The sequence below is a fragment of the Synechococcus sp. WH 7805 genome (assembly GCF_000153285.1).
Classification (GTDB): domain Bacteria; phylum Cyanobacteriota; class Cyanobacteriia; order PCC-6307; family Cyanobiaceae; genus Synechococcus_C.
On sequence record NZ_CH724168.1, the window covers coordinates 1,941,532 to 1,956,258 of the forward strand.

Sequence of the window (14,727 nt, forward strand, 5' to 3'; positions counted from 1 at the left end):
ATTGCTGCTAATCTGTTTGCCCGGCTGCGCTGTTCTTAGTTGCTGCAGATATGAAAGCGACGATTATCCTGCTCAGGATTGCAGTGAGGATGGTGGAATAGGGGCTGCTGGATTCAAAGGAATTGGAAAGTGTGCCGTCAGATGCTTTGTGGCCTTCAGCAGCGAAGTTGATTGATGATCCTGAGTGGAAGAAGCTGAGCGTTGTGGTTTCGCCAGCTGTTAGGGAAGCGGCATCGTCTGCCAGGGCGAGTCGGCTACGGGAGGTGGCTGTATCCCACTGGATTTGCTTGTGACCTGAGCTGGAGCCAGTGCCCTGATTGTTGATTGCACCTGTGGCAGCCGTGGTGTCGAAGATGGTGAGGCCGACTGGTCGCAAGAAGTCGTTGTCGACAGCTTTCCGATCGACGTCAGGACCAAGCTGAGTCATCGACATTGCTGAACCTCCTCAGGGCGCGCAATGCGTTGTTCGCTAGGTATTTGTGCTTGGTAGGAACCAGCTAACACCCAGTTCTCAGAAAACTCTCACCAATTTTCAAGGTTTTTCAGTTGCGGTTAGCCCCCGTGTGAGCCCGATAGTGCACGATTTGTGCTCGCTCGGTACGCGAATCTGCTTTGGCTGGCGTGAGTGCAGGCTGCATCGCGGCCTGTATTTCGCTTTTGAAGCCGTTTTTTTGGGAAGCTCCCCGAATTGGTTGCGGTCAATGCGCACTCCGTCTAGGTGCATGGACCCTTGCAGCTGTGTGGGCGTCACCCCGAAATGCTCTTGGCAGCTCTTGAACAATGACCTTCGCGATTCAGATAGCTCAGTGCTGAGCTCGTCGGCGGGGACTGTTTTCATCGGGCGCCTGGCGCACCAATGGAGCATGTCGATGGCGGCTTCATGGCGAGCTTCGCGCTTGGCGACCGTTGCGTTGGAATCCAGCCAATGCCCGCAATGGACAGCGCTTCCCGGTGCAGTTGCGCATTGAGGTGATCGACCGAGTGGGCATCCTCAAGGACATCCTGATGCGTCTTTCGGATGGATCGATCAACGTCAGTGATGCGCGTGTGAAAACGACCTATGGCAAACCAGCCCGGATCGATTTGCGCGTGGAGCTGGCTGGTGCCGACCTGTTGCAGCGCACCATGGATCAGATCCGTTCGATGGCGGATGTGCTCGATATCGCGCGAACGGGTCAGGGGTGATTCGCAGCTTTGAAGGTTGCGCTGACCCTGCCCGTTGTGGTTTGGACGGATCAGAGGATCAAGGAGTCCGCGGATAGTTCGTTGACTCCTTTGAGGTTGATTTGAAAGTCAGCAAAGAGGTCGTCGTCAATATTGAGTCTGAGGACAGCGTTGTTAAACCTTGCCTGGCCAATGTCTGAGAAGCGATCGGATCCAATGAAGACAAAGGCTTGATCACCGTTCGTGTTTGGATCGGCATCAATCCGTGAGAGGTCGATGGTGTCGTCTGCTGTGAAATCAGTGATCTGATCTCTTGTTGCATTGGTTATGCCGGAGTCATTGATGGATTGAAAGAGAAAAGTATCGGCATTGCTGCCGCCGGTGAGTTTGTCTTTGTCTTCTTTGCCGATGAGTGTGTCGTTGCCGCCTTTGCCGTTGAGGCGATTTTTACCTGAATTGCCTTCAATTCTGTTGTCCAGGTCATTGCCAGTGCCATTGAGATTGTCAGTGCCCGTGAGGATCAGGTTTGCAAGACCGTCTGGAAGGGTCACGCTTTCGGAGGACCTGATCGTTGAGGTGATGAGATCGTTGGTATCGATGATGAGATCAGCATTGTCACTGAGGGAACCCTGAGTTCCGGGCTGAGGGAGTGAAAGGATGGCTGGATTGCCGTTGGCATCAGTGATGCTGCCGCCGTTGAGTGCGAGTGCTGTGGAAGAGAGCTGATCGAGATCAGCGGAGGTGTCACCGTCTTGAACGGTGTATTGGAAGGTGAGGGTGTTGGTGCCGGAGCCGGAGGTAAAGATCGCTTTGCGATCGGTGGTGCCGGTTTCGAGCTGGAGAGTGGGTGTGCCGCCAGTGGTGTCAACGACAACGGGTTTTGAGAAGCCGATGGTGAGGTTGATGACAGCACCGATGGTGTAGACGCCATTGACGGTGGAGGAGTTCACGCCAGGAGCAGCCCCCGTGTTGCGGAAGAAGAGGGTGTCACCGGCGGCATTGCCAATGAAGAGATCAGGGTCGCTGTCGTTATCAGGATCGGCAAAGGCCGGGCTTGCGTTGAAGCCCACATCAGTAATTCCGAAGGGATTGGGTTCACCGTTGGCCCCGCGTTCTTGGCTGTAGGCGGGAGCGGTGGAGCCTGGAGGGGCGTTGTTGCGGAAGACAAGGGTGTTGCCGTCTCGATTGCCGATGAAGAGATCAAGATCACCGTCGCCATCGGCATCGGTGAAGGCGGGGGCGGCGGAGAGTCCTACATCGTTGATTCCAAAGGGATTGGTGGCAGCTGGTGCGTAAGCGGGAGTGGTGGCTCCTGGAGTGGCGTTGTTGCGGAAGACAAGGGTTTTACCGCGTAGGTTGCCGATGAAGAGATCAAGATCGCCGTCGTTATCGGTATCTGTAAAGGCGGGCTTGGCGAAACGGCCCACGTCGGTGATTCCGAAAGGATTGGGTTCACCGTTGGCCCCGCGTTCTTGGCTGTAGGCGGGAGCGGTGGAGCCTGGAGGGGCGTTGTTGCGGAAGAAGAGGGTGTTGCCGGCTCGATTGCCGATGAAGAGATCAAGGTCACCATCGTCATCAATGTCGGTGAGGGTTGGGCTGGCGGCGCGACCTACATCAGTAATCCCGAAAGGATTGGTGACTGCTGGTGCGTAGGCGGGAGCGGTGGAGCCTGAAGCGGCGGTGTTGCGGAAGAAGAGGGTGTTGCCGGCTCGATTGCCGATGAAGAGATCAAGATCATCGTCGCCATCAATGTCGGCAAAGGTGGGTTTGGCGGAGAGGCCGACATCGGAAATTCCGAAAGGATTGCTGGCTTCTAAAACGTATGTGCGGGTGTCCGTGCTGACGAAGGGCGCGATGCCGTCGATCACCAGATCGGCATTGCTGCTGAGAGAGCCTGCTGCGCCTGGGTTGGGGAGATTGAGGATGGCGTTGTTACCTGCGGCATCCTGAATGGTTCCGCCGTTGAGGGCGAGTGCGGAGGAGGAGAGCTGATCGAGATCAGCGGAGGAATCACCGTCTTGAACGATGTATTGGAAGGTGAGGGTGTTGGTGCCTGAACCGGAGGTGAAGATCGCTTTGCGATCGATGGTTCCGGTTTCGAGCTGGAGAGCTGGGGTGCCTGTGACGACAACATCCTCATCGAAGGTCACGGTGAGGTTGATGACGGAGCCGATGCCGTAGGAGCCGTCGGCGGTGGTGGAGTCGACGCCCGTGACAGTGGGCTGGTTGCCGTCGATCACCAGATCGGCATTGGTGCCAAGTGATCCGGTATCGCCTGGTTCAGCAAGGGTGAGGATGGCATTGTTACCTGCAGCATCGGCGATGGAGCCGCCATTGAGTTCGAGTGCTGTTGAGGAAAGCTGATCAAGATCAGCGGAGGTGTCACCGTCTTGAACGGTGTATTGAAAAGTGAGAGTGGTGCTGCCTGAGCCGGAAATGAAGATCGCTTTGCGATCGATGGTTCCGGTTTCGAGCTGAAGAGTGGGCGTGCCTGTGACGACAACATCCTCATCGAAGGTCACGGTGAGGTTGATGACGGAGCCAATGCCGTAGGAGCCGTCGGCGGTGGTTGAACTCACGCCCGTCACAGTGGGCTGGTTGCCGTCGATCACCAGATCGGCATTGGTGCCAAGTGATCCGGTATCGCCTGGTTCAGCAAGGGTGAGGATGGCATTGTTACCTGCAGCATCGGCGATGGAGCCGCCATTGAGTTCGAGTGCTGTTGAGGAAAGCTGATCAAGATCAGCGGAGGTGTCACCGTCTTGAACGGTGTATTGAAAAGTGAGAGTGGTGCTGCCTGAGCCGGAAATGAAGATCGCTTTGCGATCGATGGTTCCGGTTTCGAGCTGGAGAGCTGGGGTGCCTGTGACGACAACATCCTCATCGAAGGTCACGGTGAGGTTGATGACCGAGCCGATTCCATAGGTGCCATCAGCGGTGGCAGAGTTGACCGGGGCGATGGCAGCGGTGTTACGGAAGAAGAGAGTGTTGCCGTCTTCATCGCCGATAAAGAGATCAAGATCACCGTCGTTATCGGCATCAGCAAAGACAGGGCTTGCGGTGGAGGCAACTTGTGTAATCCCGAAGGGATTGGTTTCAGCTGCGGCGAAAGCGGGCGTGGTGGCGCCTGGAGTGGCGGTGTTACGGAAAAAGAGGGTGTTGCCATCTCGATTGCCGATAAAGAGATCAAGATCACCGTCGTTATCGGCATCAGCAAAGGCCGGGCTAGCTAAGGAGCCAACATCCGTAATCCCGAAGGGATTGGTTTCAGCTGCAGCGAAAGCAGGAGTGGGGGCGCCTGGAGCGGCGGTGTTGCGGAAGAAAAGGTTGTCGCCGTCTTCATTGCCGATGAAGAGATCAAGATCGCCGTCGCCATCGGCGTCAGCAAAGGCAGGGCTTACGAAGAGGCCAACCTCAGTAATCCCGAAGAGATTGGTTGCAGCTCCAGCGAAAGCGGGAGCTGTTGCGCTTGCAGCGGCGGTGTTAAGGAAGGAGAAGGTGTCGCCGTCTTCATTGCCGATGAAGAGATCAAGATCACCGTCGTTATCGGCATCAGCAAAGGCAGGGCTTGCGGTGGCGTCAACATTCGTTATCCCGAAGGGATTGATTTCAGCTGCGGCGAAAGCAGGAGTGGTGGCGCCTGAAGGGGAGGTGTTGCGGAAGAAGAGGGTGTTGCCGTCTCCCTCGCCAATGAAGAGATCGAGATCACCGTCCTTATCGACATCGGCAAAGGTTGGGCCTGCGAAGGAGCCAACACCCGTAATCCCGAAGGGGTTGGTGACAGCTGCGGCGAATGACGGAGAGGTTTGAGGGGCTGTTGTGTCTTTGGTGGTGGAATCAGTGGCTTGCGTTGCTGAATTACCGGCTAAGTCGCTGACATCGGCGGTGATGTTGAGGGTGCCGTCGTTTAAGGAAGAGAGATCGAGGCCAGAGACGGAATAGCTGTTGCTGTTGACGGTTGCGGTGGTGTTGATGGGAGTGCCACCACCAGAGGAGGTGATGTTGATGGAAACGGTCTGGCCGTTTTCTGCGCCGGTGGTGGAGCCAGAGATGGTGACGGAGGAATCTTCTGTTGCGTTGAGGAAACCATCGCCGCCGTTATTGATGGCAACAGAGATGGTGGGCGCCACACCGTCGATCACCAGAGCCGCATTGGTGCCAAGTGATCCCGTATCGCCTGGAGCAGCGAGGGTGAGGATGGCGTTATTACCTGCAGCATCGGCGATGGAGCCGCCATTGAGTTCGAGTGCTGTTGAGGAAAGCTGATCAAGATCAGCGGAAGTATCCCCTTCTTGAACGGTGTATTGGAAGGTGAGGGTGTTGGTGCCTGAGCCGGAGACGAAGATCGCTTTGCGATCGATGGTTCCGGTTTCAAGCTGAAGAGTGGGTATGCCGACTGTGGTGTCGACAACAACAGCTTCTGAAAAGGAAACAGTGAGGTTGATGAAATCGCCGATGCCGTAGGAGACGTCGGCGTTGGTTGAACTCACGCCCGTGACAGTGGGCCTGGTGGTGTCGATCACCAGAGCCGCATTGTCGCCAAGTGATCCCGTATCGCCTGGAGCAGCGAGGGTGAGGATGGCGTTATTACCTGCAGCATCGGCGATGGAGCCGCCATTGAGTTCGAGTGCTGTTGAGGAAAGCTGATCAAGATCAGCGGAAGTATCCCCTTCTTGAACGGTGTATTGGAAGGTGAGGGTGTTGGTGCCCGAGCCGGAGACGAAGATCGCTTTGCGATCGATGGTTCCGGTTTCAAGCTGAAGAGTGGGTATGCCGACTGTGGTGTCGACAACAACAGCTTCTGAAAAGGAAACAGTGAGGTTGATGAAATCGCCGATGCCGTAGGAGACGTCGGCGTTGGTTGAACTCACGCCCGTGACAGTGGGCCTGGTGGTGTCGATCACCAGAGCCGCATTGTCGCCAAGTGATCCCGTATCGCCTGGAGCAGCGAGGGTGAGGATGGCGTTATTACCTGCAGCATCGGCGATGGAGCCGCCATTGAGTTCGAGTGCTGTTGAGGAAAGCTGATCAAGATCAGCGGAAGTATCCCCTTCTTGAACGGTGTATTGGAAGGTGAGGGTGTTGGTGCCTGAGCCGGAGACGAAGATCGCTTTGCGATCGATGGTTCCGGTTTCAAGCTGAAGAGTGGGTATGCCGACTGTGGTGTCGACAACAACAGCTTCTGAAAAGGAAACAGTGAGGTTGATGAAATCGCCGATGCCGTAGGAGACGTCGGCGTTGGTGGAGTCGACGCCCGTGACAGTGGGCTGGTTGCCGTCGATCACCAGAGCGGCATTGTCGCCAAGCGATCCTTGTTCCCCTGGATCAGCGAGGGTGAGGATGGCGTTATTACCTGCAGCATCGGCGATGGAGCCGCCATTGAGTTCGAGTGCTGTTGAGGAAAGCTGATCAAGATCAGAGGAAGTATCCCCTTCTTGAACGGTGTATTGGAAGGTGAGGGTGTTGGTGCCTGAGCCAGAGGTAAAGGTCGCTTTGCGATCGATGGTGCCGGTTTCAAGTTGAAGTGTGGGTGTGCCGCCTGAGGTGTCGACAACAACGGGTTCTGAGAAGGAAACAGTGAGGTTGATGACATCGCCGATGCCGTAGGTGCCATCTGGTGTGGTGGAGGCGACCGGGGCTACGGGTGTTGCAGCGGTGTTGAGGAAGAAGGCGGTGTCGCCGTTGAAATTGCCGATGAAGAGGTCGAGATCACCGTCGTTATCGGCATCCGCAAAGGCGGGCTTAGCAGCAAAGCCCTCTTTGGAGATTCCGAAGGGATTGTTTTCAGATGCGGCGTAAGCGGGTGAGGTGGCGCCTAGAGCGGCGGTGTTGCGGAAGAAGAGGGTGTTGCCGGCGCTGTTGCCGATAAAGAGATCAAGGTCGCCGTCTCCATCGGCGTCAGCAAAGGCCGGGGTTGCAGAAAAGCCAACATCTGTAATTCCAAAGGGATTGGTGACAGCTGAGGCGAATTCGGGCTCGGTGCTGCCTGGAGCGGCGATGTTGCGGAAGAAGAAGGTGTCGCCTCTATTCGCAACACTGTTGCCGATGAAGAGATCAAGATCCCCGTCTCCATCGGCGTCAGCAAAGGCAGGGCTGGCATTGATGACAATGGGGATTCCGAAGGGGGTGTCTCCACCTTCTTGTATGAACGCCGGAGTGTCGGCTGAGCCGGTGTTGCGGAAGAAGAAAGTGCTTCCGAAGGTGTCACCAATGAAGAGATCAAGATCGCCATCCCGATCAATGTCGGCAAATTCAGGTTTGGCGATAGATCTATCTGCAACCTCCGTAATCCCGAAGGGATTGGTTTCAGCTGCTGCAAAAGCGGGTGAAGTGGCGCCTAGAACGGCGGTGTTGCTGAAGAAGAGGATCTCGCCGTCTGCACCGCCGATGAAGAGATCGAAGTCACCGTCTCCATCAATGTCGGTGAGGGTTGGGCTGGCTTGCAAGCGCACATCCGTAATCCCGAAGGGATTGGTTGCAGCTGCGGCGAAAGCGGGAGCCGTCGCGAAGCTGCCTTGGCTGCCGGTGGGCCTGGTGGTGTCGATCACCAGAGCCGCATTGTCGCCAAGTGATCCCGTATCGCCTGGAGCAGCGAGGGTGAGGATGGCGTTATTACCTGCAGCATCGGCGATGGAGCCGCCATTCAGTTCGAGTGCTGTTGAGGAAAGCTGATCAAGATCAGCGGAAGTATCCCCTTCTTGAACGGTGTATTGGAAGGTGAGGGTGTTGGTGCCTGAGCCAGAGGTAAAAATCGCTTTGCGATCGATGGTGCCGGTTTCAAGCTGAAGTGTGGGTGTGCCGCCTGAGGTGTCGACAACAACGGGTTCTGAGAAGGAAACGGTGAGGGTTATGACGTCGCCGATGCCGTAGGTGCCACTGGCCGTTTCTGAAGTCACTGGGGCTACGGGTGTGGCGGCGGTGTTGCGGAAGAAGTTGGTGAGGCCGCCACTGTTGCCGATGAAGAGATCGAGATCGCCGTCGTCATCGATATCGGCAAAGGCAGGTCTGGAGATGAAGCCAACATCCGTGATCCCAAAGGGAGTGGTTCCTTCTTGTTGGGTGAAAGCGGGAGCGTTTGCAGAACCGGTGTTGCGGAAGAAGAGGGTGTCGCCATCCTCAATTCCGATGAAGAGATCAAAATCACCGTCATTGTCGATATCAGCAAAAGCAGGTTTGGCGTAGGAGCCAACATCCGGAATATCGAAGGGAGTGGTTCCTTCTTGTTGGGTGTAAGCGGGAGCGCTCGCAGAACCGGTGTTGCGGAAGAAGAGGGTGTTGGCGGGTCTGTTGCCGATGAAGAGATCAAAATCACCGTCATTGTCGATATCAGCAAAAGCAGGGCTGGCGGAGGAGCCAACATTCGTAATCCCGAAAGGATTGGTTGCAGCTCCAGCGAAAGCGGGAGCTGTTGCGCTTGCAGCGGCGGTGTTAAGGAAGAAGAGGGTGTTGGCGGTTCTGTTGCTAATAAAAAGATCAAGATCACCGTCGCCGTCGATATCGGCAAATTCAGGGCTGGCGGAGGAGCCAACATTCGTAATCCCGAAGGGAATGATTTCAGCTGGTGCGAAAGCGGGAGTGGTGGCGCTTGGAGCGGCGGTGTTGCGGAAAAAGTTGGTGTCGCCGTCTTCATTGCCAATAAAAAGATCAAGATCACCGTCGCCGTCGATATCGGCAAATTCAGGGCTGGAGGATTGGCCAACATCCATAATCCCGAAGGGATTCGTGACTGCTGCGGCGTAAGCGGGAGCCGTCGCGAAGCTGCCTTGGCTGCCGGTGGGCCTGGTGGTGTCGATCACCAGAGCCGCATTGTCGCCAAGTGATCCCGTATCGCCTGGAGCAGCGAGGGTGAGGATGGCGTTATTACCTGCAGCATCGGCGATGGAGCCGCCATTGAGTTCGAGTGCTGTTGAGGAAAGCTGATCAAGATCAGCGGAAGTATCCCCTTCTTGAACGGTGTATTGGAAGGTGAGGGTGTTGGTGCCTGAGCCGGATTCAAAGATCGCTTTGCGATCGATGGTTCCTGTTTCCAGCTGAAGAGTGGGTGTACCGCCAGAGGTGTTGACAACAACGGCTTCTGAGAAGGAAACAGTGAGGTTGATGACATCGCCGATGCCATAGGAGCCATCAGCGGTGGCTGACTCGACCGGGGCTACGGGTGTGGCGGCGGTGTTAAGGAAGAAGACGGTGTCGCCGGATCCACTGCCGATGAAGAGATCGAGATCGCCATCGCCATCGATATCGGCAAAGGCGGGGTTTGCGGAAGAGACAACACTCGCAATCCCGAAGGGGTTGGTGACAACTGCGGCGTAAACCGGCGAGGTGGCGCCTGGAGCGGCGGTGTTTCGGAAGAAGAGGGTGTTGCCGTCGAAATTACTGATGAAAAGATCGAGATCGCCGTCGCCATCGACATCAGCAAAGGCCGGGCTAGCTGAGGAGCCAACACCCGTAATCCCGAAGGGATTGTTTTCAGATGCGGCGTAAGCGGGTGAGGTGGCGCCTAGAGCGGCGGTGTTGCGGAAGAAGACGGTGTCGCCTTTGCCACTGCCGATGAAGAGATCAAGATCGCCGTCGTTATCGGCGTCAGTAAAGGCCGGGTTGGCTCGGCCGCCAAGCCCCGTAAGGCCGCCAACATTCGTAATCCCGAAGGGATTGTTTTCAGATGCGGCGTAAGCGGGTGAGGTGGCGCCTAGAGCGGCGGTGTTGCGGAAGAAGACGGTGTCGCCGTTGCCACTGCCGATGAAGAGATCAAGATCGCCGTCGTTATCGGCGTCAGCGAAGGCAGGGCTGGCTTCGTCAACATCTGTAATCCCGAAGGGATTGGTGACGGCTGTTGCGTAAGCGGGCGTGGTGCTGTCTGGAGCGGCAGTGTTGCGGAAAAAGACGGTATCGCCGTCGAGATTGCCTATGAAAAGATCCAGATCACCGTCGTTATCGGCATCAGCAAAGGCAGGGCTAGCGACTAACCCAATGTCCCTAATCCCGAAGGGATTGATTTCAGCTGCGGCGAAAGCGGGAGCTGTCGCAAAACTCCCCTGGCTTCCGGTAGGTCTGGTGGTGTCGATCACTAGAGCGGCATTGTAGCCTAGAGATCCGGCTTCGCCTGGTTCAGCGAGAGTGAGGATGGCGTTGTTCCCTGCGGCATCGGCGATGGTGCCGCCGTTGAGTTCGAGTGCTGTTGAGGAAAGCTGATCAAGATCAGCGGAAGTATCCCCTTCTTGAACGATGTATCGGAAGGTGAGAGTGGTGCTGCCTGAGCCAGAGGTAAAGGTCGCTTTGCGATCGATGGTGCCGGTTTCAAGCTGAAGTGTGGGTGTGCCGCCTGAGGTGTCGACAACAACGGGTTCTGAGAAGGAAACGGTGAGGGTTATGACGTCGCCGATGCCGTAGGAGCCGTCTTGGGTTGTGGAGTCAACCGGTGCTACGGGTGTGGGCGCGGTGTTGCGGAAGAAGAGGGTGTTGCCGGAGACATTGCCGATGACGAGATCAAGATCGCCGTCGTTATCGGCGTCAGCCAAAGCCGGGCTGGCGTTGGAATCAAGCTCCGTGATCCCGAAAGGATTGGGTTCAGCTGCGGCGAATTCGGGCTCGGTGCTGCCTGGAGCGGCGGTGTTGCGGAAGAAGAGGGTGTTGGCGGGTCTGTTGCCGATGAAGAGATCAAGATCGCCGTCTCCATCGGCATCAGCAATGGCCGGGGTTGAAAAGTCATCAACACGCGTAATCCCGAAGGGATTGAATGCAGCTGCGGCGAATTCGGGCTCGGTGCTGCCTGGAGCTGCGGTGTTGCGGAAGAAGATGGTGTCGCCGTCGATGCTGCCGATGAAGAGATCAAGATCACCGTCGCCATCGGCGTCAGCCAAGGCCGGACTGGCGGCGGGATCTACAACCGTGATCCCAAAGGGATTGGGTTCAGCTGCGGCGAATTCGGGCTCGGTGCTGCCTGGAGCGGCGGTGTTGCGGAAGAAGATGGTGTCGCCGAATACATTGCCGATGAAGAGATCAAGATCACCGTCGTTATCGGCATCAGCAAAGGCAGGGCTAGCGAAGGAGCCAACACCCGTAATCCCGAAGGGATTCGTGACTGCTGCGGCGTAAGCGGGTGAGGTGCTGCCTGGAGCGGCGGTGTTGCGGAAGAAGACGGTGTCGCCGCCTTCATTGCCGATGAAGAGATCAAGATCACCGTCGTTATCGGCATCAGCAAAGGCAGGGCTGGCGAAGGAGCCAACACCCGTAATCCCGAAGGGATTGGTTGCAGCTGCGGCGAAAGCGGGAGCTGTCGCAAAACTCCCCTGGCTGCCTGTCGGTCTGGTGGTGTCGATCACCAGAGCCGCATTGGTGCCAAGTGATCCCGTATCGCCTGGAGCAGCGAGGGTGAGGATGGCGTTATTACCTGCAGCATCGGCGATGGAGCCGCCATTGAGTTCGAGTGCTGTTGAGGACAGCTGATCAAGATCAGCGGAAGTATCCCCTTCTTGAACGGTGTATTGGAAGGTGAGGGTGTTGGTGCCTGAGCCGGAGACGAAGATCGCTTTGCGATCGATGCTGCCGGTTTCCAGCTGAAGGGTGGGTGTGCCGACTGTGGTGTCGACAACAACAGCCTCTGAAAAGGCAACGGTGAGATTGATGACCGAGCCAATGCCGTAGGAGCCATCAGCGGTGGCTGACTCGACCGGGGCTACGGGTGTGGCGGCGGTGTTAAGGAAGAAGACGGTGTCGCCGGATCCACCTACAGTGCCAATAAAAAGATCAAGATCGCCGTCGCCGTCGATATCGGCAAATTCAGGTCTGGCGAGTTCGACACCACGCTCGATCCCGAAGGGATCGATTTCAGCTGGTGCGAAATCAGGGGCTGTCGCGCGCAGGAGGCTGCCGGTGGGCCTGGTGGTGTCGAGTGAGGCCTCAACCGCAACGGCGATGCCATCAAGAATAAGGATGCGTTGGTCGTTTTCTCGATCAGCGGAGGGATCGGGAGTTTCTCCGCGCAACAGGGACGAGAAGATTGCGCCTTCATCACCAGCCGTGTCGGTTGAGTCGTTGAGGCGCCGATCGATGGCATGGCCGAGTTCCTCGAGCAGCACGGCCTCGATCTGCTCAGCGGTGGCCAGCTCCAGCCAGGCGGCATTGAGGTAGATGCGTTCGCCACCCTCCGGCGCTGCGCTGGTGTAAGCAGCAATCAGGCCATCCATCGTTGTGGCATCGAGGATCTGGACGCTGATCCCAAGACCTGGTCCGCTGATGTTGGCCAGCAGAGCATCGCGGTTGGTGCCGGGCGGCACCCCAAACACCTTGAGAAGAAGGCTGTTGAAGGCGTCTTGATTGCTGCTCCAGGTCGCCAGGCGATCTTCCAGCCGCAGCAGAGCCTCGTGGAGGTTGGCGTTGGTGGATGTGGAGGTGGCTGTGAGGAGTAGTTGAGTCATCGCTCAGTCGATCCGCTTGTGTTGGGTGTGGCTTGAAGCGACTTGAGCGGGGGTGATTGACATCGGCGGGAACGGCCGATGGCGAGCAGGTGAACGCCGAGATGGCGTTTGAGCAGGCGCAACATTGCCGTGTTGCGGTGATCAATTGCGGCACGACCGGTGGGGATGGCAGCAGCGTTCTGGCGGCGGAAGCCCTCAGCCAGCAGGCTCAGAGCGCGAGCGCGGCTGCGGTGGCCCGTGGCGACGAACAGGCTGGAGTAGCGAACACTGCCAGCTCCGGTGCGGTGAGCCAGCACCCAGCCCACCGGGGCGTCGTGATGCAGCAGGGCGAGGCTGATGGACGGTTCGAGCTCGCGTTGATCAACAGGGGGTTGCAGTTCAGTGGGAGCGTCGAGGGCGCGGGCTTGGTTGACCTGCGTTTCGCTGAGCTGGTGCCATGGGAGGAGGCTGTAGGGAGCTGCAATAGGAAAGCGATCAGCCCAGTTGATGCCATCAATCTGGTGGCTGCGGCCCTCGAGCAGCACGAAATCAGTGCGGGGCGTACTCCATCCGAGCCTGGCAAGGATCGGCTCAAAGCAGGTGCTGAGTTCCGGGCTGGCCTTGTAGCGGAGGGTGAGGGGGGCAATGTCTTCCTTGGCCAGAAAGACCATCAGCCGGCGCAAAAGGCCGGTGCCGATGCCGCGTCGTCGCCAAGGCACATCCACCTTGAGGGAGAGCAGCTGGGCTGATCCATCAGCCTGGCGCTCGGCAATCGCCAATCCCACCATCACACCAGAGGCCATGGCCGAAAGGCCCAGCAGTTCACCCTTGATGCGGGTGATGGCCGTGCTGCCTGGTGCGAGGGAAGGGAAGGTGAGCTCGGCGTATGGGGCGAGGTTGGCGGGGGTGAGGTGAAACACCCGCTGGTAGCGGATCGGGGTGCCGGGTGATGCAGGTGTGTCGTGGTGGGAGTCGGTTGTGGCAGTGGGAGTGGAGGGTTGCGGCAACCCGAAGGGCCTCAGGGTTGGTCCTTGGTGTGGCTTGCCGCTGGGCGCCATGGGGCGCACATGCAACAGTTCTGGCTGATCGGGAATTTTCACCAGACAATCGATCTCCTCGCCTTGCAGGCCAAGAGCCCGCGGTTGGCGCACTCCTGGCAGCACGGCCACATCAAAGAGTTCATCAATGGGGTCGGGGAGGTCCAGGCTGTGCACGATCTCGCCAGTGGCCAGATCAATCACACGCAAGCCACAACAGCCACCGGGGTTGCCCTCGGCATTCAATCGCTCCTCGAGCGGCAGGCCGGTGAACTCGGGTGAACGCAGCTTGGAGAGGCCCACCACGGCAAATCCTGCGGCAAAGGCGAGTCCGCGCACAAAGCCGGAGAGATAGCAGAGTGCTCGAAATTGGCCGTCCTCGATCCAGCCGAGTTCGCCAGTGCCGGAGTTGAGCAGCCAGAGTTTGCCATCGCGCCAGCGGGGAGAATGGGGCATGGCCAGACCGGTGGCCGCCAGCTCACCCGATGGAATGTGAATCACCACTCCGCCTTCACTGCGCTGGTTGCGCCAGGAGGAGGGATCCCCGCTGCTGCAGAAGGCGGTCGCCCAGGTGGGGAGGCCGTCTTTGAGGGCAAGGCCGTTGAGGTGACAGCGGTCGTCGCCAGCGAATTGGGTGATGAACGGTGGAGCCCAGGTGGGCGCAAAGCTGCAGCGTGGCTTGATGGTGGCCAGGCAGCTGAAGGCTGTGTTCACAAAGATCGGTTGGTCGTCGGCGTCGAGCACGAGTTCGTGCGCATTCACCTCACCGGTGGTGAAGCTGGCAGCGGGTACATAAAGGCGATCACCGCCCTCATGGAGCTGGCCTGGCGCCAGGAGGTTGTCGAGGCGCCAGAGCTGGCAACGAGCAGCCATCCAGAGGCTTTCGCCAGCAACGAACAGTCCCATCGGCCGATCAAAGAGCCGTTCGTTCAGCTTGATCTGCGGCTGGTCGGTTGCGTCGGTTCCGAGCAGCAGCAGGCGATTGGCGCGGTACGTGCTGAAGGCCAGTGAGATGTTGGCTTCTCGCAGCCAGCTGGCGAGTCCCGACGAGGAAGCGATCGAAACAGACTCAGAGGCTTGGTGATTCCGCATTGCAGGTGTTGAGCCGAACCTGCAATCAACAACTTCTTCTA

Annotated in this window: 3 protein-coding genes and 1 pseudogene; 1 reads left to right on the forward strand and 3 read right to left on the reverse strand. The window is 57.8% G+C overall.

Annotated features, from left to right (window positions below):
• Positions 1-7 precede the first annotated feature (7 nt).
• A complete protein-coding gene (locus WH7805_RS09855) occupies positions 8-433 on the reverse strand; it encodes a hypothetical protein (RefSeq protein WP_156783666.1) in 426 nt (141 codons plus the stop codon).
• Between the two features lie 470 nt (positions 434-903).
• Here WH7805_RS09855 and WH7805_RS09860 point away from each other — a divergent pair.
• Positions 904-1,185, forward strand: a pseudogene (locus WH7805_RS09860) (ACT domain-containing protein); the annotation flags it as partial.
• Positions 1,186-1,235: 50 nt separating this feature from the next.
• Here WH7805_RS09860 and WH7805_RS09865 read toward each other — a convergent pair.
• On the reverse strand, positions 1,236-12,578 hold the full coding sequence (locus WH7805_RS09865; protein ID WP_006042928.1) for an FG-GAP-like repeat-containing protein: 11,343 nt from the start codon (positions 12,576-12,578) through the stop codon (positions 1,236-1,238).
• Positions 12,575-14,686, reverse strand: a complete 2,112-nt coding sequence (locus WH7805_RS09870; protein ID WP_006042929.1) for a TIGR03032 family protein — start codon at positions 14,684-14,686, stop codon at positions 12,575-12,577. Before WH7805_RS09870 ends, WH7805_RS09865 begins: the two co-directional genes overlap by 4 nt.
• Between the last annotated feature and the right edge of the window lie 41 nt (positions 14,687-14,727).